Annotated in this window: 21 protein-coding genes; 17 read left to right on the top strand and 4 right to left on the bottom strand. The window is 33.8% G+C overall.

The annotated features are described in order from the left end of the window. Window positions 1-60: 60 nt before the first annotated feature. On the bottom strand, window positions 61-1,590 hold the full coding sequence (gene guaA / locus GKZ88_RS01445) for a glutamine-hydrolyzing GMP synthase (RefSeq protein WP_155100625.1): 1,530 nt from the start codon (window positions 1,588-1,590) through the stop codon (window positions 61-63). A 230-nt stretch (window positions 1,591-1,820) separates the two neighbouring features. On the opposite strand from guaA, the gene GKZ88_RS01440 reads away from it, so the two are divergent. Then, on the top strand, window positions 1,821-2,348 hold the full coding sequence (locus GKZ88_RS01440) for a hypothetical protein (protein ID WP_155100624.1): 528 nt from the start codon (window positions 1,821-1,823) through the stop codon (window positions 2,346-2,348). Between the two features lie 100 nt (window positions 2,349-2,448). Here GKZ88_RS01440 and GKZ88_RS01435 read toward each other — a convergent pair whose 3' ends face one another. After that, window positions 2,449-3,171 carry a hypothetical protein gene (locus GKZ88_RS01435; RefSeq protein WP_155100623.1) on the bottom strand — a complete coding sequence of 241 codons (723 nt, stop codon included), beginning with the start codon at window positions 3,169-3,171 and terminating at the stop codon, window positions 2,449-2,451. Between the two features lie 301 nt (window positions 3,172-3,472). Here GKZ88_RS01435 and GKZ88_RS01430 point away from each other — a divergent pair, with 301 nt between their 5' ends. The 16 genes from GKZ88_RS01430 (at window position 3,473) to GKZ88_RS01355 (ending at window position 18,285) form a co-directional block, all read left to right on the top strand. Continuing rightward, window positions 3,473-4,396: a J domain-containing protein gene (locus tag GKZ88_RS01430; protein WP_155100622.1), complete on the top strand. Its 924-nt coding sequence runs from the start codon at window positions 3,473-3,475 to the stop codon at window positions 4,394-4,396. After that, a complete protein-coding gene (locus GKZ88_RS01425; protein WP_155100621.1) occupies window positions 4,386-4,682 on the top strand; it encodes a chaperone modulator CbpM in 297 nt (98 codons plus the stop codon). The genes GKZ88_RS01430 and GKZ88_RS01425 overlap by 11 nt, the downstream gene beginning before the upstream one ends. Before the next feature lie 172 nt (window positions 4,683-4,854). Continuing rightward, complete coding sequence (locus GKZ88_RS01420) at window positions 4,855-5,238, top strand: RidA family protein (protein ID WP_155100620.1); 384 nt, start codon at window positions 4,855-4,857, stop codon at window positions 5,236-5,238. Window positions 5,239-5,392: 154 nt separating this feature from the next. Further along, the gene (locus GKZ88_RS01415; RefSeq protein ID WP_155101189.1) at window positions 5,393-6,649 is read left to right on the top strand and encodes a voltage-gated chloride channel family protein; all 1,257 of its coding nucleotides are present in this window, start codon (window positions 5,393-5,395) and stop codon (window positions 6,647-6,649) included. A 69-nt stretch (window positions 6,650-6,718) separates the two neighbouring features. Then, window positions 6,719-8,206 carry a rhomboid family intramembrane serine protease gene (locus GKZ88_RS01410; protein WP_155100619.1) on the top strand — a complete coding sequence of 496 codons (1,488 nt, stop codon included), beginning with the start codon at window positions 6,719-6,721 and terminating at the stop codon, window positions 8,204-8,206. A gap of 110 nt (window positions 8,207-8,316) precedes the next feature. After that, window positions 8,317-9,324: a bifunctional oligoribonuclease/PAP phosphatase NrnA gene (locus tag GKZ88_RS01405; protein WP_155100618.1), complete on the top strand. Its 1,008-nt coding sequence runs from the start codon at window positions 8,317-8,319 to the stop codon at window positions 9,322-9,324. A gap of 6 nt (window positions 9,325-9,330) precedes the next feature. After that, window positions 9,331-10,020 (top strand): gliding motility-associated peptidyl-prolyl isomerase GldI, encoded by a 690-nt coding sequence (gldI, locus tag GKZ88_RS01400; RefSeq protein ID WP_155100617.1) that lies wholly within the window; start codon window positions 9,331-9,333, stop codon window positions 10,018-10,020. A 16-nt stretch (window positions 10,021-10,036) separates the two neighbouring features. After that, window positions 10,037-11,113: a peptidylprolyl isomerase gene (locus GKZ88_RS01395; RefSeq protein ID WP_155100616.1), complete on the top strand. Its 1,077-nt coding sequence runs from the start codon at window positions 10,037-10,039 to the stop codon at window positions 11,111-11,113. Window positions 11,114-11,146: 33 nt separating this feature from the next. Then, window positions 11,147-12,307, top strand: coding sequence for a peptidylprolyl isomerase (locus GKZ88_RS01390; protein WP_155100615.1), 1,161 nt, complete (start codon window positions 11,147-11,149; stop codon window positions 12,305-12,307). Window positions 12,308-12,527: 220 nt separating this feature from the next. Beyond that, on the top strand, window positions 12,528-13,424 hold the full coding sequence (locus GKZ88_RS01385; protein ID WP_155100614.1) for a DMT family transporter: 897 nt from the start codon (window positions 12,528-12,530) through the stop codon (window positions 13,422-13,424). An 87-nt stretch (window positions 13,425-13,511) separates the two neighbouring features. Further along, window positions 13,512-13,868, top strand: coding sequence for a DoxX family protein (locus GKZ88_RS01380; RefSeq protein ID WP_155100613.1), 357 nt, complete (start codon window positions 13,512-13,514; stop codon window positions 13,866-13,868). A gap of 34 nt (window positions 13,869-13,902) precedes the next feature. After that, window positions 13,903-14,610 carry an aquaporin Z gene (aqpZ, locus tag GKZ88_RS01375; protein WP_155100612.1) on the top strand — a complete coding sequence of 236 codons (708 nt, stop codon included), beginning with the start codon at window positions 13,903-13,905 and terminating at the stop codon, window positions 14,608-14,610. A gap of 41 nt (window positions 14,611-14,651) precedes the next feature. Further along, the gene (locus GKZ88_RS01370) at window positions 14,652-14,894 is read left to right on the top strand and encodes a GlsB/YeaQ/YmgE family stress response membrane protein (protein WP_155100611.1); all 243 of its coding nucleotides are present in this window, start codon (window positions 14,652-14,654) and stop codon (window positions 14,892-14,894) included. A gap of 205 nt (window positions 14,895-15,099) precedes the next feature. Then, a complete protein-coding gene (locus GKZ88_RS01365) occupies window positions 15,100-15,927 on the top strand; it encodes a sterol desaturase family protein (protein ID WP_155100610.1) in 828 nt (275 codons plus the stop codon). Window positions 15,928-16,046: 119 nt separating this feature from the next. Further along, entirely contained in the window at window positions 16,047-16,325 is a 279-nt protein-coding gene (locus tag GKZ88_RS01360; RefSeq protein WP_155100609.1) for a DUF2805 domain-containing protein, read from the top strand. A gap of 100 nt (window positions 16,326-16,425) precedes the next feature. Then, window positions 16,426-18,285, top strand: coding sequence for a peptidase M61 (locus tag GKZ88_RS01355; RefSeq protein ID WP_155100608.1), 1,860 nt, complete (start codon window positions 16,426-16,428; stop codon window positions 18,283-18,285). Window positions 18,286-18,339: 54 nt separating this feature from the next. Here GKZ88_RS01355 and GKZ88_RS01350 read toward each other — a convergent pair whose 3' ends face one another. Together GKZ88_RS01350 and GKZ88_RS01345 are read right to left on the bottom strand one after the other, a co-directional pair. Next, entirely contained in the window at window positions 18,340-18,783 is a 444-nt protein-coding gene (locus tag GKZ88_RS01350) for a hypothetical protein (protein WP_155100607.1), read from the bottom strand. Between the two features lie 209 nt (window positions 18,784-18,992). Next, on the bottom strand, window positions 18,993-21,278 hold the full coding sequence (locus GKZ88_RS01345; RefSeq protein WP_230392458.1) for a GH92 family glycosyl hydrolase: 2,286 nt from the start codon (window positions 21,276-21,278) through the stop codon (window positions 18,993-18,995). Window positions 21,279-21,299: the final 21 nt, after the last annotated feature.

Raw genomic sequence — 21,299 nt, 5'->3', positions numbered from 1 at the left:
AATAGTAGGTTTAAAAAATTAAGGCATTACAAATGTAACGCCTTAATTTGAAAAATCTTACTATTCCCACTCAATTGTTGCAGGTGGTTTTGAACTAATATCGTAAACAACGCGATTCACGCCTTTTACTTTATTTATAATATCATTTGAAACTTTCATCAAGAAATCATAAGGTAAATGAACCCAGTCAGCCGTCATACCGTCCGTAGATTCTACAGCTCTAAGTGCAACCACTTTTTCGTAAGTACGCTCATCGCCCATTACACCAACACTGTTTACAGGAAGCAAAATTGCTCCAGCCTGCCAAACTTTGTCGTATAATCCCCAAGATTTTAATCCTTCGATAAATACAGAATCAACATCCTGTAAAATCTGAACTTTTTCAGGTGTAATATCTCCTAAAATTCTGATTGATAATCCTGGTCCTGGGAAAGGGTGTCTTCCTAATAATTCAGGATCTATTCCTAAAGTAGCTCCAACTCTACGAACTTCGTCTTTAAACAACATTCTAAGTGGTTCCACAATTTTTAATTTCATATAATCTGGCAATCCACCAACATTGTGGTGCGATTTAATTGTAGCCGATGGTCCTTTTACAGAAACCGACTCAATTACGTCAGGATAAATTGTTCCCTGAGCCAGCCATTTTACGTCTTCAATTAAATGTGATTCATCATCAAAAACTTCGATAAATACACGTCCAATAGTTTTACGTTTGGTTTCAGGATCACTGATTCCGGCAAGTTCTGAAAGAAAACGATCTCCGGCGTCAACGCCTTTCACGTTCAATCCCATTCCTTTATATTGATCTAATACATTTTGGAATTCGTTTTTACGAAGTAAACCGTTATTTACGAAAATGCAGTAAAGGTTTTTACCAATCGCTTGGTTCAATAAAACTGCCGCTACGGTAGAATCTACTCCACCAGACAGTCCTAAAACTACTTTATCGTTTCCTAATTTCTCCTTTAATTCTGCTACCATTTCTTCAACGAAAGCATTTGGTGTAAAGTTTTGAGGAACTTCGGCAATTTTAACTAAAAAGTTTTCCAGCATTTTTGATCCATCTGTAGAATGGAAAACTTCTGGATGATATTGAATTCCGTAAGTCGTTTCACCTTCAATTTTGTAAGCAGCAAATTCTACATCATGCGTGCTTGCTAATTTTACAGCATTTGTTGGAAGTCCTTTGATACTATCGCTGTGGCTCATCCAAACTTGGCTGTTTTCTGAAACTCCATCAAAGAAAACTTCATTCTCCTTAATAAAAGACAAATTCGCTCTTCCGTATTCTCTTGTATTTGAAGCTGCTACTTCTCCACCGCTAAAGTGTGCCAAGTATTGCGCTCCGTAACAAACCGCCAACATTGGAAGCTTGCCTCGAATTTGAGATAAATCAGGATGTGGAGCGTCTTCTGCACGAACAGAAAATGGACTTCCTCCTAAAATTACTGCTTTATAAGGTGATAAATCACTAGGAAAGTGATTGTAAGGGAAAATTTCGCAGAATATATTTAATTCGCGAACTCTACGCGCAATAAGCTGTGTATATTGCGACCCGAAATCTAAAATAAGTACGTTGTGTTGCATGCGCAAAAATACTTTTTATATTCCAAAATGAAAAATCGGAGCAATGAAAAAAAATATTTTTTTTTCATTAAGCTTCTAAGATGCTAAGATTCTAAGGTTCTGAGTCTTCTTTTTCAACTTTAAAAACAAAAAAACTTAGCATCTTAGCAACTTAGAACCTTAGCATCTTAGAAAAAATCCAGACTCTAAATTATTTCGTATTTACTGAAAAACCCAATTTAAATTTAACTATGAAATCAAAATTTATTGCTCTGACAGTTTTGCTGTCGATCTTTTTAACCTCTTGTGATGCTGTTGATGATTTATTGACGTTTAACATTTCTAATGAAACTTCAATAAAAATCCCAAGCACTTCACCTATTAATCTACCTTCGGAAATTATCATGCCGGACGTGACTACAAATTCATCTGCCGAATTTGAAAATAACAAAACCAAAGCCAGTCTTGTAAAAGATGTAAAACTGAGATCATTAAAATTATCGATTTCTGATCCGTCAGATAAAACTTTTACATTTTTAAAATCGGTTCATTTGTATATTTCGACCACAAATTCAGATGAAATAGAATTGGCCTACCAAGACAACATTATGGCAACAACCAACACAATTGATTTGATTTGCACCGATAAAAAACTGGATCAATACATAAAAGCTGACAGTTACAAGATAAGAACTCAGGTAACGTTGAAAGAAACTTTAACTAAAGATGTAACTGTAAAAGCTGACATGAAATTTAAAGTTACTGCGGATCCTTTCTAAAAAGGTTCAGAGTTACAAAGAGACAAAGGTTCAAAGGTTAAAAAAGTAAAAAACTTTGTCCCTTTGAACCTTTGTCGCTTTGCTCCTAGCGCTAGCAGCGCTATTCTTTCGTCACAATAATAGAAGCTTTAAATCCAGCAGCAAGATTGTCCCAATAGTCATTTGTAACCAATTGGCCTTTATCATCAAACACTTGAATTTCGGCAGTATTTCCTCCTAGAGTACCTATATTCAATGCTTCGAAATCTAATTTATTAAATCCGTCTGAAAGATCTATTTTTACATCTTTGAAATTAGCATCCAGAAATATTTGGTTCTGAATTACCTTATCATTATTTGAAACCTTTACCAAATCGCCATCGATTGCTCCAAAATCACGAAACTTTACAATAAAATATTTCGATTTTGTTCTAAAATCTCCTAACGAAATATTGTGTTTTACTAATGTTCCTCGACCTTCGCGAAGTCCGGCGTCTTTTAGAGCTTTATCTAAATCTTTTTCCATTTTCGCAACATAGCGGTCACCCGGATTAGCAAATTCCGTTTCTGTTGACATTGTAAATTTGCTTTTTTCTTCGCCTACCTGAAATTTTGATTTTGTTGTCAACTTGGTATTATCATAAACATTTGGTGTTTTGATACTCGGAATTTCAGCAGTTGGAGCGGCAGGATCATTAAGATCAGGCATAGCTGGATCAGGCAGTTTTTTTGGTTTTGCACCAAACTTTGGTGCAGGAATACTTTTAAATTTAGTACTAAATTCGGTTTGGGCTGATACTGTTGCAGCGGTAAAAAATAATATGAAAAATAAAATATGCTTCATTGAAAAAGTTTTATCGATCTCGCCTTTTATAGTTTTATAAAATAGTACAGCAAAGCAAAAATAATATAATTTACTTACGCACTTTAACTTTAAGGATTTTATAACAATAATTTGGGCAAATTTTTAGAATCAAAAAACCTGCCAATAATTCTTCAAATAAACTTTCAAGAAAATAAAATCCAAATTCCAAATTAATGTAAACCTACTTTTTTTTCTTTCAAAAAGAACATCATCATTTTGATAGTTAACAACTTATTCTTAAATTCAAGGTTTTAATTCACGTTTATAAAAAATCAAAAAGATGGATTATATCGACTATTACAAAACATTAGATATAACGAAGGCTGCAACTGAGGCCGAAATCAAAAAAGCCTACAGGAAATTAGCCCGAAAATATCACCCTGATTTGAATCCGAATGATAAAGATGCGGAGAGGAAATTCAAGGAAATCAACGAAGCAAATGAAGTTTTGAGTAATCCGGAAAATCGTAAAAAATATGATAAATACGGAAAAGACTGGAAACATGCTGATGAATTTGAAAAGGCAGGTTACGATCCAAATCAGCAACAGCATCAGCAATATTCAAGACAGCAAAGCGGTCAGGATTTTTCTGGTTTTGGCGGTGATTTTTCAGGAAGTGATTTCTCAGAATTCTTCAATTCGATGTATGGATCTGGGCGAAGCAGCCGAGCTCAGTCCAAATATAGAGGTCAGGATTTCAATGCCGAATTACAGCTTGATCTAGCACAAGCATACACGACGCACAAACAAAGTTTAACCGTAAATGGCAAGAATATCCGGATTACAATTCCGGCCGGAGTTGAAAACGGTCAGGTTATAAAAATTTCGGGGCATGGCGGTGCTGGTGTTAATGGAGGTCCAAACGGTGATTTGTATATTACTTTTTCTATCTCTAATAATTCTGATTTTAAAAGAGACGGAGATAATCTGTATTCAAATGTCGATCTGGATTTATACACTGCAGTTTTAGGAGGAGAAATCAGCATCAAGACATTTGACGGAAAAGTAAAAATTAAAGTTCCTTCCGAAACTCAAACGGGAACTAAAGTCAAATTAAAAGGAAAAGGATTTCCAGTTTATAAAAAAGACAATCAATTTGGTGACTTATACGTAACCTACAACTTAAAAATCTCGACCAAATTATCTGAAAAAGAAAAAGAATTGTTTACAGAATTATCTAAACTAAGAAATCATGAGCAGTAAAAATTTAATCCAAATAAAACAATTTTGTCTGTATCACGAAATTGAAAATACGTTTATAAAAGAGCTTAATAATTATGGTTTGGTCGAAATTATTTTTGAAGAAAATGATGAATATCTAGAGCCAGAACAATTGCCAGCAATCGAAAAAATGATGCGAATGCATTATGATCTTAATATCAATTTAGAAGGAATTGACGCCATTTATCATTTACTGAATAAAATTGAAGTTTTACAGCAGCACTTGACAAATACACAAAACAAACTCCGAATTTACGAAGAACAGTAAAGCAAATAAAACCGTAATTCATTTTCAAAATATCACAAAAAAGAGGGATTTTAAGAGGGATTTCAAACTAAAATGATTCTTTTTCACAGGCTTATTTTATAAATTGCAGCACATTAATTAACCTGAATTTGTTTTTTAAAACCACCGAAAACAATTCAAAAAAACTCATAAAATGAAAAGAGAAAACATCTTAACAGGATCACCGTGGGAAGACAAAATGGGATACTGCCGTGCTGTAAGAATTGGTAATATCATTGAAGTTTCGGGAACTGTTGCAATCGTTGACGGAGACAAAGTAAAAGCCGATGACGCTTATGCGCAGACCTATAATATAATCGAACGTGTTGAAAAAGTTTTGGAGGATTTGAATGTGGGAATAAAAGACGTGATCAGAACTAGAATTTTTACAACTGATATTTCTACTTTTGAAGAAGTTGCCAGAGCGCATTCTGCTTTTTTTAAAGATGTAAAACCTACAACAGGTTTTTATGAAATCAGTAAATTAGTTGCTCCAGAATATTTGGTAGAAATCGAATTTACAGCTGTTGTACAGTAATATTTTTTCGGCACGAATTCACGAATTTTCACTAATTTACTTCTCTTTTGCCACTCCCGATAGCTATCGGGATAAAAAGATTTAAAATGATTTTTTCTATTTTAATTCGTGAAAATTCGTGAAATTCGTGGCAGAAAAAAATCAAACCTATTTAATGACTTCTCAAAACCTAAAACAATTACTGCTTTCCATACCTAAATGGATTTTTATTTGTGGTTTAATTGGTATATTATCAGGATCTGCATCGGCATTTTTTCTTGTTTCTTTAGAATGGGTAACACAATTTAGAATACATCACGACTGGATTATCTGGCTTCTGCCTTTTGGTGGATTATTAGTCGGTTTGAGTTATTATTACTGGGGAGAATCTGTTGCAAAAGGCAATAATTTACTGCTGGAAGAATATGAGAATCCGCAAAAAGTGATTCCGTTTAAAATGGCTCCTTTAGTTCTTTTAGGGACTTTGCTGACACATTTATTTGGAGGTTCTGCTGGACGTGAAGGAACTGCGGTTCAAATGGGAGGCGCCATTGCTGACCAATTCACTAAAATTTTCAAACTTGACAATTCTGAACGCAAAATTTTAATTATTCTCGGAATCAGTGCGGGTTTTGCATCGGTTTTTGGAACGCCTTTGGCGGGTGCCATTTTTGCTTTGGAAGTTTTGTATTTCAGCAAGATCAATTTCAAAAGTATTTTACTTTCATTTTTAGTCGCTTATGCAGCTTATTTTACTGTCGAATTTTGGGAAATAAAACATACACATTATAGTATTCCGGTTGTTCCAGAAATTAGTTTCAGTAATATTTTTTATACCTTAATAATTGGGCTTTTATCTGGTTTTGCTGCTTTATTATTTGCAAGAAGCACGCACTTTTGGAGTTCTCTTTTTTCAAAAAACATTAAGTATCCGCCACTTCGTCCGGTTATTGGCGGCGTGATTTTAGCCATTGCAATTGCGGGTTTTGGATTTACAAAATTCTCCGGACTTGGCGTTCCAGTAATTGTTGATTCTTTTTCTAATCCAAACCAATGGTACGACTTTTTGCTAAAAATTCTTTTTACAGGATTTACTTTAGGCGCCGGTTTTAAAGGCGGTGAAGTAACACCATTATTTTTTGTAGGCGCAACTTTAGGAAGTGCTCTATCCTTAATTATTCCAATGCCAATTGCTCTTCTCGCCGGAATTGGTTTTGTTTCTGTTTTTTCGGGAGCAACCCACACTCCTATCGCCTGCACCATTATGGGAATGGAATTATTTGGTATTCAGCCTGGAATTTTTATTGCGCTTGGCTGTACGATTGCTTATTTTTCTTCAGGTTCTGTTGGAATTTACAAATCACAAATTATAAAAGGTGCAAAGTATAAATTGTATCAGCGATTTAAGAAAGAAGAATTGGAACATCTGTAATGAATATTTTTCTAAGAAATAAAAGTTTTTTTTGTAGTATTGTTCGACCTAAATCAAAACTATCAAAAAATGGCATTTGGATTTCCTGCAGCATATTCTCAATTAACGCCTTTAAATAATTTGCCTCAAAAAGCATTTATTTTAAATGCCATCACAATTTGCAAAAAACTAAATTGGAAAATCATTAACATTGATGAAAATGAACTAATTGCAATTTCTCAAAACAATAAAAACACCTGGTATGAAACCATTTCATTTTCGTTTGATGAAAATACTGCAATAATTTCAAGTTCGTCAAATGGAAATCAAATCTATGATCGCGGAAGAAATAAAAAAAATACGGAAGCTTTTTTAGATCTTTATTTTGAAGGTGCTAAAAACAGTTCTGATTTTGAAATAGATGAAGCTGTTTTTTTTGAACAAATTAAAAAAGAAAATGTTTTAAATAAAGAAAAAGCAGCACCTCAAAACATTACATCATTTTATTCTTTCTTTTCGATTTTTACCCCTTCAAAAGGTTATTGGGTAACTCCAATTTTAATTTACATAAATCTTTTGGTTTTTCTTGCCATGACTTTTTCAGGAGTACATTTTTTCAAACCTGAATTTCAAAATATTATTGACTGGGGAGGACTTTATGGGTCAATGATTTATGAAGGCGAATTTTGGAGACTTCTCACTTCCTGCTTTGTTCATTTTGGATTTTTCCATTTAATTCTAAGTTGTCTCGCGCTGGCTTATGTTGGCCTTCTTTTAGAACCCTATTTAAAGATTTGGACTTTTCTGGCAACTTACTTTTTCTGTAGTATTATTACCAGTTTGAGCAGTTTATACTGGAACAAAGATTTGATAAATGCAGGTGCTTCGGGAGCCATTTTTGGTTTGTATGGAATCTTGCTTGTGACATTTTTATTTAAAACTTTTGAAACCAAAATAAACTTAAAATTACTAATCATTATCATTGTCTTGATTTCGCTTAATATACTTTACGGTCTTAAGTATGAAATTGGTACAAGTACTCATATTGCAGGTTTTACTTCTGGTATTTTATTTGGTTTTATACTTTCTCTTATACGTAAAAGAAAAGATTACAGCATGGCGCTGATTTCGTCACTTGCTACCGTTATAATTGCTTGTTTATTTATAAATTTCAAAAATTCTAAAGTTTATATTTATCAAGTGATGGAATATGAAAAAAGGATGCAGGAGTTTACTGATATGGAAAAAATGGCTTTGGAAGCGTATAGCACTCCTTACGGAAATTCGATTGAAGAAAACAAAGAATCTGTCTTATACATGATTCGAGATCGTGGTATTTATTATTGGAACGAAAATATTAGTTTAATCAACGAATTAGACAAATTATACCTACCAAAAGAAATTCACGAGCAAAATGAAAAACTAATTGAATATTGCAAATTAAGAATCAGTTTATATGAATTGGCCTGCAAAAAAATCGTTGAAAACACTGCTCAATATAATGACCAAATGCTTACGCTAAACTTTAAAATTGAAAGCATTTTGAACCAAATAAAAAAAGCACAGTCAAAAAGCTAAATTTCAAAACTCAAAACTTACAACTCCCAACTCATAATCCATAACTTAAAAGTGTGTTAATCTATAAAATGATTGCAACATTACATTAAAAAAATGTAAATTCGCACACTATGAAAATACAAGATATTCAGGCAATACAATTGTGGCTTTCTGCCCCAAAGAAAATTGCAATAATCCCACACAGAGGACCCGATGGCGATGCTATGGGTTCAACTTTAGCATTATACCATTTTTTACTTAAAAATAATCATCAGCCAACAGTAATTGCTCCAAATGATTTTCCTGATTTTTTAGCCTGGCTTCCAGGTTCAGAAACGGTAAAAATATTTGAAAAAGATACTGAAAACTGCACCAAAATATTAGAAGAAGCTGAGCTGATTTTTACACTTGATTTTAATGCATTTCATCGTACAGGCGAAATCATGGAACAAACTTTAGCCAAGCTGACAGCTCCATTCGTTATGATCGATCATCATCAAAAACCTGATGATTATGCGACTTATATGTATTCGGACACTTCATTTGGATCAACCTGCGAAATGGTTTACAACTTTATTTCTTTTTTAAACAAAAAAGGAGATATCGACAAAACCATTGCAACTTGTATTTATACCGGAATCTTAACCGATTCTGGCTCCTTCCGTTTTCCTGGAACAACCGGAGACACGCACCGAATTATTGCTGAATTGATTGATTTAGGAGTTGAAAACACTCAGATTCCTGTTTTATTATTTGACAACAGTTCGTACAGCCGTCTTCAATTGCTTGGACGCGCGCTGCAGAACATGAAAGTGCTTGAAAAACATAAAACTTCTTATACATCACTTACACAGGACGAATTAGATTCTTTTGATTATGTTAAAGGTGATACTGAAGGAATTGTAAATTACGGATTAAGTATAAAAGGTATTGTTTTTACTGCTATTTTTATCGAAAATAAAGAAGAAAAAATCATCAAAATATCTTTCCGTTCACAAGGAGGTTTCGATGTAAATCAATTTGCCAGAGATCATTTTAATGGCGGAGGCCACAGCAATGCCGCCGGCGGAAAATCTCTTTTGTCGATGGAAGAAACACTAAATAAATTTGAAGATCTAGTAACTAAACTTACAATATAACCGCATATGAAGTATTTAAAAATCAGTATTTATACACTTCTTTTTACTATTCTATTAGCCAGCTGCAAACAGCATGAAGAAGCAAGAAGACCGCTTTCAAGAGCGTCAGGTACTTTCATGAAAAAATCGGCTGACCGAAATAAAAAATTAGTAGCTAATGAAGAAGGAGTCATCAAAAAAATCATAAAAAGCAATCCGAAAGTAAAATATTACGCAACAAGGAAAGGCTATTGGTTTTTTTATGATGAAAAAAATCCAACTGAAACTTTAACGCCTAAAAAAGGCGATATTGCTTATTTCAATTTAGAAATAAAAGACATTCAAGGCAAAGTAATTTATTCGGAAGCTGATCTTGGTCCGCAAACTTATTTCGTAGACAAACAAGATATTATGATGGGACTGCGTGACGGTATCAAGTATATGCACAAAAATGAAACTGTTACCTTTTTATTTCCGTCGCATATTGCTTATGGCTATCATGGCGACAATAACAAAATTGGGACAAATGAATCATTAATGTGTACTGTAACGCTTCGTAATTTTGTTCCAGATCCGGCTGCACCAAAAACAGCTGTTCCAGCAGGACAAACTACAGCCGAACAAGCTCCAGCAGGACAAACACCAAAACCTGCCGCACCAAAACCGGTCGCTGTAAAACCAGCCACGCAAATTAAAAAAGACACAGTAAACCCTTAAAAAAAACATTTTAGAAATGAAAAAAAGTATTTTAGTATTACTATTAGCCGTAACCTCACTTTATTCTTGTAAAGATGAACACAGTAATTTACCTGATGGTTTATATGCCGATATTGAAACAAACAAAGGACATATCATTGTTGAATTAGATTATAAAAAAGCACCTGTTACTGTAGCAAATTTTGTGACTTTGGCAGAAGGCAAAAATGAATTTGTAACTAAAGATTATAAAAAAGGCAAACCTTTTTATGACGGATTAAAGTTTCACAGAGTTATTGCAGATTTTATGATTCAATCTGGAGATCCAGAAGGAACTGGTTCTGGAGATACAGGGTACAAATTTAAAGACGAAATTACAGACTTGAAATTTGATTCAGCTGGAGTTTTAGCAATGGCAAATAACGGTCCTGGAACAAACAGCAGCCAATTTTTCATTACACATGTTGAAACACCTTGGCTGACAGGAAAACACACCATTTTTGGTCACGTAGTGGAGAAAGGACAAGAAGTTGTAAACCAAGTAAAACAAGACGATACAATTGTTAAAGTAACTATTATCAGAAATGGTGAAGCAGCGAAGAAATTTGATGCTGTAAAAGTATTTGGTGATTATTTCTCAGAAATTGCAAAGGAAAGAAGCAAATATGCAGGAGTTCAAACAGCAAAAGTTGCTTATTACGCTTCTATCAGACCAAAAGCAACTAAAACGAATTCAGGTTTAGAATTTGTTATTACTGAAAAAGGATCAGGCAAAAAACCAGCTATTGGAACTCAGGTTTACATTCATTACGCAGGTTTCCTTGAAGACGGAACTTTATTCGATTCAAGCATTGCGGATGTTGCAAAAGCTTTTGGAAAATATGACGTTTCAAGAGAAGAACAACACGGTTATCAGCCAATTCCATTTCAGGCAGGAAAAAAAGACGGTTTAATTCCTGGATTTATTGAAGGAATTGAGCAGCTTTCATTTGGAGACAAAGCGGTTCTGTTTATTCCATCTCACTTGGCTTACGGAGCAACTGGTGCTGGAGGCGTTATTCCTCCAAATGCAAATATCATTTTCGAAATTCAATTATTAGAAAAACCACAATAATAAATTAGTACGCAGACTTAAATTTGACACAAAATGAAATTTAAATTTCTATTATTATTCTGTTTGGCAGTAGTAAATCTTCAGGCACAAACAAAAAAACCGGCAGCAAAACCAAAAGCGGCTCCAGCTAAAACTGTCCCTGCTAAAACTGCTGTTACTGCAAAATCAGCTCTTCCAGCGAATCCAAATGATGGTATTTTTGCAACAATTTCAACTTCAAAAGGCGATATCGTTGTTTCTTTAGAATATGTAAAAGCCCCTATTACTGTAGCTAATTTTATTTCTTTGGCAGACGGAACAAATCCAAATGTTAAAGTAGAAAGACTTAAAGGAAGACCATTTTATGATGGTTTGAAATTCCACCGCGTTATTAATGATTTCATGATTCAGGGTGGAGATCCAGACGGAAATGGTTCTGGAGGTCCTGGATATTCCTTTAAAGATGAATTTACTGAAGAATTGAAATTTGACAAAGGCGGTATTCTAGCAATGGCAAATTCTGGTCCAGCAACTAACGGAAGTCAGTTTTTTATCACGCATAAAGATACACCTTGGTTAAACGGAAAACACACAATTTTTGGTCATGTAGTTTCTGGAATGGATAATGTAAACAAAATTGTTCAGAATGATATCATGACCAAAATCACGATTACACGCAAAGGTGCTGCAGCTAAAAAATTTGATGCTGTAAAAGTTTTGGCTGATGATGTAAAAAAAGAAGAAGCAAAAAATGTTGAAGCGAAAAAAGTAATCACAACAAAAGCAGCTTATTTTGCCGCAACTAAAGCAAAAGCAACTACAACTGCATCTGGCTTAAAATATGTGATTACACAAAAAGGAACTGGCGTAAAAGGAGCTGAAGGATCTACAATATATTTTCACTACGCAGGTTATTTTGAAGATGGAAATCTTTTTGACAGCAGTATTGCCAAAGTAGCTAAAGAGTACGGCAAATATGATGCTAACAGAGATGCTGGCGGAGGATACAAAGCTTTCCCTTTTGCAGTTGGAAAAAAAGATGGTATGATTCCTGGTTTCATTGAAGCTTTAGATATGATGACTGACGGAGACAAAGCAATTTTCTTTCTTCCTTCAAATTTGGCTTATGGAGAAAAAGGTGCAGGAGGCGTAATTCCGCCAAACGCTACTTTAATTTTCGAAATCGAAACCTATAAAGATCAGCCAGTCAAATAATTAGTCTGAACGATTTATAAAAAAATAAAAACCATCAAAGCGCAAGTTTTGATGGTTTTTTCATTTTAGAAGGTTTGACGTTTTTTAAAAAATATACAATTTACAGCCAAAAAATATGACTTCACTAATATTAATCCCAATGTTTCCTTCTTATTTCTATTAAATCATAAACAAAATAGCTTACCTTTGCCGGCCTTAATTTTTAAAACAGGAATTTCAGATGTCACAAAACAATGTATTAAAAGGAGTTTTTCTAGTTGCTTTAGGAGCTACAACTTACGGAATGTTAGCCACTTTTGTAAAAATGGCTTACACAGAAGGTTATACTACTGCAGAAGTAACCACTTCACAATTTGTTTTAGGAATAATTGGAATTTTAATAATCAATGCATTTCAAAAAATAAAACATAAAGACAATGTTGTAAAAGCTTCATCAAAAAACATTTTCAGTTTGATGCTTGCCGGAACCTCATTAGGAATGACAAGTTTGTTTTATTACTTGGCTGTAAAATATATTCCGGTTTCAATTGGAATCGTTTTATTAATGCAGACTGTTTGGATGGGTGTTTTTCTTGAAATGATTTTAGAAAAAAAACTGCCTTCAAAACAAAAAGTTATTGCCGTTTTTATTGTCCTTATCGGAACTGCTTTGGCTACAAATCTTATCCACGCTGATTTTAAACTAGATTGGAGAGGAATTGTATGGGGATTATTAGCAGCAGCTTCTTTTACTACAACCATGTTTACCGCAAATCGTGTTGCTACCGAAATTTCGTCGGCGCAGCGCAGTTTATATATGCTTTTGGGCGGTGCTGTAATTGTATTTTCTTTTGCACTAGCAACTCAGACAGAAACTTTTAATCTTGCCATTTTCATGAAATGGGGAATTGTTTTGTCTTTATTTGGAACTATAATTCCGCCAATGCTTATGAACGCAGGTTTTCCTTTAACCGGAATTGGTTTAGGAAGTATTGTTTCTGCTCTTGAACTTCCAGTTTCTGTAACAATGGCTTTTATACTTTTGAATGAAAAAGTAATCTTTGTTCAATGGGTCGGAATTGTTTTGATCATTCTTGCCATTATTATTATGAACATAAATTTTAAGGCTAAAAAATAGTCAATTTTGCATACCTCTAAAAAAAAGCGTCTTGTAATGCAATAATTGTTAATTTTTTTATAAATTCGTGATAAACAATAAGATATCATGAAACAATCTTGGCATTTATATTTAATGGCTTTTTTATATATACTTGCTGGTATCAATCATTTTATAAAACCCGGAATGTACATCAGAATCATTCCGCATGTTTTTAAAAACCCCAAATTAATAAATAATTTAAGTGGAGCTGCCGAAATTATATTGGGCTGCCTCCTATTGCTTCCTTTTACAAAAAGTTTTGCCGCATGGGGAATTATTGCATTGTTAATTGCAATATTTCCCGCCAATTTGTACATGTATCAAAATAAAAAAGCAAGTTTTAATTTACCAAAATGGATTTTATTTGTACGTTTGCCCTTACAAATTGTTTTGATTTTTTGGGCATACCAATATACCCTTTAACAATCGGAATCTATTAATTTAAAATTACTTAATTATGAAAAAATTATTTGCAGAGTTTTTTGGAACTTTTTGGTTAGTTTTTGGAGGTTGCGGAAGCGCTATTTTTGCGGCAGGAATTCCTGATTTAGGAATTGGATTTGCTGGTGTAGCTTTAGCTTTTGGTTTAACAGTTTTGACAATGGCTTATGCTGTTGGACACATCTCTGGCGGACATTTTAATCCGGCCGTTTCGTTTGGATTATGGGCTGGCGGAAGATTTTCAGCAAAAGACCTTATTCCTTATATTATCGCTCAGTGTATTGGAGCAATCGCGGCTGCGGGAACTTTGTACACCATTGCTTCAGGAAAAGCTGGTTTTGTAATTGATAACACTAAAGCAGGTGCATTTGCATCAAATGGTTTTGGTGCTTTTTCTCCTGAGGGTTATTCACTGCAATCTGCTTTTATAGCTGAGTTTGTATTGACATTGTTTTTCCTTTTGGTTATTTTGGGAGCTACAGATAAATTTGCAAACGGAAGATTCGCTGGTCTTGCAATTGGTTTAGCTTTAACTTTAATTCACTTGATCAGTATTCCAATTACAAATACTTCTGTAAATCCAGCAAGATCTTTGTCTCAGGCTATTTTTACTGGCGGTGAACCATTATCTCAGGTTTGGTTGTTTTGGGTCGCTCCTATTTTAGGCGCCATTGTAGCAGGATTTATCTACAAAACTTTACTGCAAAATCATGATGAAGCATAAGCTAAAAAACAAATCAAATACAAACTAAAAAAATTAAAACTATGGAATTTTTATATTTCTTACTTATAGGAGCAATTTCTGGATGGTTGGCAGGTCAAATTTGGAAAGGTGCTGGCTTTGGTCTAATTGGCAACATTATCGTTGGAATTATTGGCGGTATCATTGGTGGCTGGATTGCCGGAAAACTTGGTATTGGCGGAGGCGGACTTCTTTGGCAAATCTTGATTGCTGTTGGCGGTGCTTGGGTTTTACTATTTATCATCAGCCTCGTTAAAAAAGCTTAAACCAAAAGCATCAAAATAAATTAGTTAACCTAATATCATATAAAGAGAAAAAAGATGTCTTATTGGCCTTTTTTCTCTTTTTTTGTCACTACTTTTTCTTCATTAAGCAATAAATACTAAAGTGATTATAAAAATTTACATTTCTTAAAATTAATGTTATTATTTCATCAATTTTATTACATTTGAAAAAATACATTAGAGAATTATGAATGACATTATTGCTTATTTCAGTACTATTCCTTCTTCGCATCGAAGTTTAATTTTGATTGGAGGAATAACTATTTTTTGGCTGATCGAAAATGCATTTCCACTTTTCCAAATGCAGTATAAAAAATGGCATCACGCAGGAATTAATATTTTTTTTACTGTTACCACTATTATTGTCAATTTCATTCTGGCTTTTATCTTAATTAAAACTGCAGCCTGGACAACTGAAAATCATTTTGGAATTTTGCAATGGCTGCCAAAAATGCCGCTTTGGCTGAATGCTATAATCGGTTTGCTTTTACTTGATTTAATCGGTGCCTATTTAGCTCATTTAGTACAGCATAAAGTAAAATTTTTATGGCGTTTTCACCTGATTCATCACACCGATACTTGGATTGACACAACGACCGCCAACAGACATCATCCAGGTGAAAGCGTAATCCGATTTGTATTTACAACTTTGGGCGTTTTAATTGTAGGAAGCCCAATGTGGATGGTTTTTCTTTACCAATCATTATCGGTAATAACTTCACAATTCAATCATGCAAATATTTCACTGCCCAATAAGTTAGATGTTTTCATAAGTTATTTTATTGTTTCACCAAATATGCATAAGGTTCATCATCATTATATGTTGCCTTATACAGACAGTAATTATGGAAATATTTTTTCAGTTTGGGACCGGCTTTTCAGCACTTTTACCACTTTGCCAAAAGATCAGATAATTTACGGAGTAGATACGCACCCAGAGCCTGAAGAACATAACAAATTGAGAAATTTATTGCAAATTCCGTTTCAAAAATCAAGATCTGCAAAAAACAGTTAAAATCAATAAAAAAATATAGTTCTGCGTACCAACTAATTATTTTTTTTATTAATATTGATATATAAAATGAAAATCAATCTATTAATCATTAACCTCTATTTTGAATTAATTTTCACGAGATGAAAAAGAGTAACCGCAAAGAATTGAATTGGGAACAAACTGAAAGACTTGTTTCTTTAGCTTTAGAAGAAAAAAATCCATTTGAAATTATAAAAAAAGAATTTGGATTAGCAGAAAAGGAAGTTCTGGAAATCATGAAAAAGAAGATGCCTGTAGAAAAATTTGAAATGTGGAAAAAGAAGGCAATTGCAAATAAACCTAAGCCAAAACCTGTCAAAATAGATGACTTTGATGAAGATTTGGACGGTAAATATTACATAAAAAACAAACTAGACTAAAAGAAAACTCCTGAAATTCAGGAGTTTTTTTTATATTTATATAAAGTGTGTAACAATTTGATAATTTATAAGTCAAATACACAAAACTAAACGCGAACAAATGAAAAAAATAATCTACACACTAGCTCTTGCTGTAACATTATGGAGCTGTAAAACGGGCAGTACATCAGGAGATGCGAAAAGCAAAACCGTTGATGTCAACATTAATCTTGTTGATGTAAAAGACGATAAAGTCTTGGTAACGGTAACGCCTCCAGCAATCAAAACAGATGAAATTATTTATAGCATTCCAAAAACAGTTCCTGGAACTTATTCTACAGATAATTATGGTAAATATTCTGATGGTTTTAAAGCTTTTGATGCCAAAGGAAATGAATTAACCGTAAAAAGAATTGACGATAACTCTTGGTCCATTTCGAATGCAAAAACACTTAAAAAAATCACTTATTTAGTTGGCGATACTTTTGATACTGAAAAAGGAACTGGTTTTGGAAACGATGATGTATTCTCACCAGCGGGAACAAATATTAACGCCGGAGTAAACTTCATGGTTAATACACACGGTTTTGTTGGATATTTTCAAGATAAGCTAGATGTTCCTTATAAAGTTACAATTACACATCCTGAAACACTTTGGGGAGCAACTTCGATGACAGATGAAGATGCAAGCAAAACAAGCGATGTTTTTGTAACGCCTCGTTATGCTGTTTTGGTTGAAAATCCAATTATGTATTCGAAACCAGATTACACGACATTCAACGTGAACGGAATGGATATTTTAATTGCTGTTTATTCTCCAACAGGGAAATTTACTGCAGAAAGCATTACTCCGGAAATGAAAACGATGATGACGGCGCAGAAAAACTTTTTAGGGAAAATCAATTCAACTAAAAAATATACTGTTTTACTGTATTTATCGAGCTTAGCAAAAGATGATGCTCACGGTTTTGGAGCTTTAGAACATCCTACAGCTACAACAGTTGTATTGCCAGAATCAATGCCTAAGGAAAAATTGGTAGAATCAATGAAAGATGTGGTTTCGCACGAGTTTTTCCACATTGTAACACCATTGACAATTCACTCAAAAGAAATTCAGTTTTTTGATTACAATGCACCAAAAATGTCAGAACATTTATGGATGTATGAAGGTGTAACGGAATATTTTGCAAATCTTTTCCAAATCAATCAAGGTTTGATCGACGAAGCAGAATTTTATACTCGTATTGCTGACAAAATCGAACAGGCTAAACATTTAAATGATACAATGTCATTTACGGTAATGAGCAAAAACGTACTGCAGGAACCTTATAAAGACCAATACTTGAATGTATATCAAAAAGGTGCCTTAATTGGTATGTGTATCGACATTATCATTAGAGAAAAAAGTAATGGAGAGAGAGGAATTCTTGATTTAATGCATAAATTATCAAATGAATACGGAATCGAAAAACCTTTTAATGATGAAGAGCTTTTTGCAAAAATCACTCAATTGACTTATCCAGAAGTTGGAGAATTCTTAACTAAATATGTTGCAGGAACTACGCCAATTCCTTACGATGTTTACTTAGCAAAAGTAGGTGTAACAAAAGCAACGGAGAAAAAAGCTAGTCCAATTTTCCTTAAAGGTCAGACTCCTTATATTTCTGTTGATAAACAAACTAAAGAAATTGCTGTTCGTTCTGATATTGAGCCGAATAATTTTTTCAAAAACCTTAATCTAAAAGGTGGAGATGTTCTTGTTGCAATAAACGACAAGCCTTATTCTCTTGTAAATATTTACGAATTAATTGGAGAAAGTGAAAATTGGAAAGAAAACGATCCAATTACAGTAAAAATTAAACGTGCAGGAAAAGAAGAAACTATTAAAGGAACAGTAAAACTTCCTTATGAAGAATCAGAAACTTTTAAAGCTACAGATGCTTCAAAAGACAAACTTAAAAATGCATGGTTAAAAGGATAATTTCTTTTAAGCTTATAAAAAAACCGACAAGTGATTGTCGGTTTTTTTATAAGTTTATTTCTTCACTGGAAATTTCCAGTCAAATTCATCTTTACTATTAATGATTGCGCCAATTTCAAATTTTACTACTTCATCAAATTCTGTTTGAAGAATGAACCAATTGTCTTCATTGAAGTAATTTTCGAAAGTATCAAAAGTCTCCTGATTGTATTTTGTAATTCCTTTTGCAGCGAAATCTTTCTTTACATCAGCAATTTTTCTGCCGATTATTTTGAATCCGAAAACTTCTAAATCATTGCTTGAAGCTACAAGATAGCCTAATTTCAAATCTTCTTCTTCATAAAATGTCAATCTGATTTTGTGTGAATTATATACAAAAATCACGTTGTCATCTTCGTCTTTATAGTTTTTATCAGGTTTTCCAAAAACGGCAGTAACGTCGTTTTGTTTCATTCCGAAAAGCAATTTATCGATTCCTGATTTTAGATTTATTTTCATATTTATCTGTCTTTATTTGAAATGCAAATTTCGTGAAGTTTTTTGTTGTTTCGTCACGAATTACACAAATTTTCTCGAATTTTAATATTGCTTTGTCTAGCTGAGTTGCCTTTTATGTCAGGCTGAGCGAAGTCGAAGCCTCGGGAGAAGCTCTTTTCGTTACAAGAAGCCCTTCGACTTCGCTCAGGGTGACAATAGAATAAACCATCTTAATTTTGATAACTCTTTTTGTTTGGTTTTGCACTCATATAAAATGTGATTTTCCCGCCATTCATTACGTCTGAATGTTTTAAGAAAGGTCTATTTAATTCTTTCCCATTCAACAAAACTTTGCTTACAAACATATTTTTATCCGATTGATTTATTGTTTCAACTTCGAAGTTTTTTCCGTTTTCTAAATTAAAAACCGCATTTTTAACCAACGGACTTCCCAATGCATATTCATTAGAACCCGGCGCAACAGGATAAAACCCTAAACTGCTGAAAATATACCATGCGCTCATTTGTCCGAAATCGTCATTTCCGCCTAAACCGTCTGCTCCATTTCGGTACATTTTTTTCAAAATCATTCGAATCTTATCTTGCGCTTTCCATGGCGAATCTGTCCAATTGTACAAATAAACCACGTGATGAGAAGGTTCATTTCCGTGCACATAATTTCCAATGATTCCGTCTCTTGTAATATCTTCCGTATTTTCGAAATATTTATCCGGTAAATGCATGTTGAATAATGAATCTAAACGGACTTTGAATTTATCATTTCCTCCCATCATTTTAATCATATCAGCAGGATCTTGCGGTACATACAAACTGTAATTCCAAGAATTCCCTTCAATAAAACCTTGTCCGTGTGTATCCAGCGGATCAAATTCTTTCTTGAAAGTTCCGTCATTTAATTTAGGACGCATGAATCCAGTTTTCTCATCATAAACGTTTTTATAATTTTTAGATCTCTCGATGAATTCATTATAAATGGCTGTTTTGCCTAATTTCTTCGCAGCCTGTGCAATCGCCCAGTCATCATAAGCATATTCTAATGTTTTAGAAACAGAAGCCCCATTTTTGTCTTCAGGAACATAACCCATTTTCATATAATATTCCAATCCGTCATAATAAGGTACTTTTGCTGTATTAACACAAGCCTGAAGCGCCTTTTCCGCATCAAAATTCACATTTCCTTTCACAATAGCATCTGCAACCACTGAAACCGAATGATAGCCAATCATACACCAGTTTTCATTTGCATAATGCGACCAAATTGGCAGCATTTTGTGAACACTTTGATCTGAATGCGCCAGCATAGAACTGACCATATCTGCATTTCGTGTAGGCTGTATAATATTAAAGAATGGATGCAAAGCTCTATAAGTGTCCCATAAAGAATAACTTGTATAGTTTTTAAAATTTTCGGCTTTGTGAACATTCATATCCAAGCCTTTGTAATTCCCGTCAAGGTCCATATATTCTGTTGGTCCTAAAAAGGCATGATACATCGCTGTATAAAAATTCACATAATCTTCTTTTTGAATGGCTTCTATCTGAATTTTATTCAGCTCATTGTTCCAAACTTCCTGACTCTGTTTTTTTACTTTTTCGAAATCCCAGCCTGGAACTTCTTTTTTCATATTTACTAACGCTCCAGCCGAACTTACCGGCGATAAAGCCATTTTGATTTTGATTTTCTCGCCTTCATTCGTATTAAAATCAAAAAATAATTTCAGATTTTGACCTGCCATTTCTGGGAAATTTTTCGTCTGGTCAAATCGTCCCCAAAAACCTCTGTAAACGCTTTTTTCCTGTGCTGCCTGCCCGTAGCTTTTTATGGGTTTGCTGAAAGACATTGCAAAATAAACCGTTCTGGTTCTTGCCCAGCCATTTGTTTGGCGGTAACCCGTAATTAAAGTATCGTTTTCAACACGAACAAATGTCCAAACGTTTTTCTTATCGTAATTATAAATCCCGGAAGTTAAATCGAGGATTATATGCGCTTCATCTGATTTTGGAAAAGTATATTGATGCATGCCGACTCTGGTTGTAGCAGTCAATTCGGCTTTAATTTTATGATCTTCTAAAAAAACGCTGTAATAGGCCGGTTCTGCTTTTTCTGTTGTATGCGAAAACGCAGATCTATAGCCTGACAGAGGTTTTGAAGCCATTCCTGGATTTAACTGTAGTTTCCCAGTTGTTGGCATGATTAAAAAATCTCCTAAATCGGAATGGCCTGTTCCGCTGAAATGCGTGTGGCTGAAACCTACAATCGTTTTATCTTCATATTGATAACCTGCACAATATTTATAAACTTCACCGTTGTATTTACCGTTTAAGCCGTAAGCAATGGTATCTGTTTCTGGACTCAGCTGAACACTTCCAAATGGTACTGTCGCTCCAGGATAAGTGTGCCCCATTTTGGCTGTTCCAATCATTGGATCAACATATTGAATTAAATTTCGTTTTTCAGGAGCTTTTTTTTGTGCATTTGAAATCGTACCAAGCATCAAAAAAGAAAATCCGAAAAG

Source organism: Flavobacterium sp. LC2016-01, assembly GCF_009711135.1.
GTDB lineage: Bacteria > Bacteroidota > Bacteroidia > Flavobacteriales > Flavobacteriaceae > Flavobacterium.
Note: the sequence above shows the minus strand (reverse complement) of the source record. Positions and strands in the feature narration are given on the sequence as shown.

Bases quoted from the DNA above. Each gene is read 5' to 3' on its own strand.
- GKZ88_RS01390 (WP_155100615.1), top strand. From the start codon at position 11,147: ATGAAATTTAAATTTCTATTATTATTCTGTTTGGCAGTAGTAAATCTT.
- GKZ88_RS01435 (WP_155100623.1), bottom strand. From the start codon at position 3,171: ATGAAGCATATTTTATTTTTCATATTATTTTTTACCGCTGCAACAGTA.
- GKZ88_RS01440 (WP_155100624.1), top strand. From the start codon at position 1,821: ATGAAATCAAAATTTATTGCTCTGACAGTTTTGCTGTCGATCTTTTTA.
- GKZ88_RS01430 (WP_155100622.1), top strand. From the start codon at position 3,473: ATGGATTATATCGACTATTACAAAACATTAGATATAACGAAGGCTGCA.
- GKZ88_RS01395 (WP_155100616.1), top strand. From the start codon at position 10,037: ATGAAAAAAAGTATTTTAGTATTACTATTAGCCGTAACCTCACTTTAT.
- GKZ88_RS01360 (WP_155100609.1), top strand. From the start codon at position 16,047: ATGAAAAAGAGTAACCGCAAAGAATTGAATTGGGAACAAACTGAAAGA.
- GKZ88_RS01380 (WP_155100613.1), top strand. From the start codon at position 13,512: ATGAAACAATCTTGGCATTTATATTTAATGGCTTTTTTATATATACTT.
- GKZ88_RS01415 (WP_155101189.1), top strand. From the start codon at position 5,393: ATGACTTCTCAAAACCTAAAACAATTACTGCTTTCCATACCTAAATGG.
- GKZ88_RS01370 (WP_155100611.1), top strand. From the start codon at position 14,652: ATGGAATTTTTATATTTCTTACTTATAGGAGCAATTTCTGGATGGTTG.
- GKZ88_RS01405 (WP_155100618.1), top strand. From the start codon at position 8,317: ATGAAAATACAAGATATTCAGGCAATACAATTGTGGCTTTCTGCCCCA.
- aqpZ (WP_155100612.1), top strand. From the start codon at position 13,903: ATGAAAAAATTATTTGCAGAGTTTTTTGGAACTTTTTGGTTAGTTTTT.
- guaA (WP_155100625.1), bottom strand. From the start codon at position 1,590: ATGCAACACAACGTACTTATTTTAGATTTCGGGTCGCAATATACACAG.
- GKZ88_RS01410 (WP_155100619.1), top strand. From the start codon at position 6,719: ATGGCATTTGGATTTCCTGCAGCATATTCTCAATTAACGCCTTTAAAT.
- GKZ88_RS01425 (WP_155100621.1), top strand. From the start codon at position 4,386: ATGAGCAGTAAAAATTTAATCCAAATAAAACAATTTTGTCTGTATCAC.
- GKZ88_RS01350 (WP_155100607.1), bottom strand. From the start codon at position 18,783: ATGAAAATAAATCTAAAATCAGGAATCGATAAATTGCTTTTCGGAATG.
- GKZ88_RS01355 (WP_155100608.1), top strand. From the start codon at position 16,426: ATGAAAAAAATAATCTACACACTAGCTCTTGCTGTAACATTATGGAGC.
- gldI (WP_155100617.1), top strand. From the start codon at position 9,331: ATGAAGTATTTAAAAATCAGTATTTATACACTTCTTTTTACTATTCTA.
- GKZ88_RS01420 (WP_155100620.1), top strand. From the start codon at position 4,855: ATGAAAAGAGAAAACATCTTAACAGGATCACCGTGGGAAGACAAAATG.
- GKZ88_RS01345 (WP_230392458.1), bottom strand. From the start codon at position 21,278: ATGCTTGGTACGATTTCAAATGCACAAAAAAAAGCTCCTGAAAAACGA.
- GKZ88_RS01365 (WP_155100610.1), top strand. From the start codon at position 15,100: ATGAATGACATTATTGCTTATTTCAGTACTATTCCTTCTTCGCATCGA.
- GKZ88_RS01385 (WP_155100614.1), top strand. From the start codon at position 12,528: ATGTCACAAAACAATGTATTAAAAGGAGTTTTTCTAGTTGCTTTAGGA.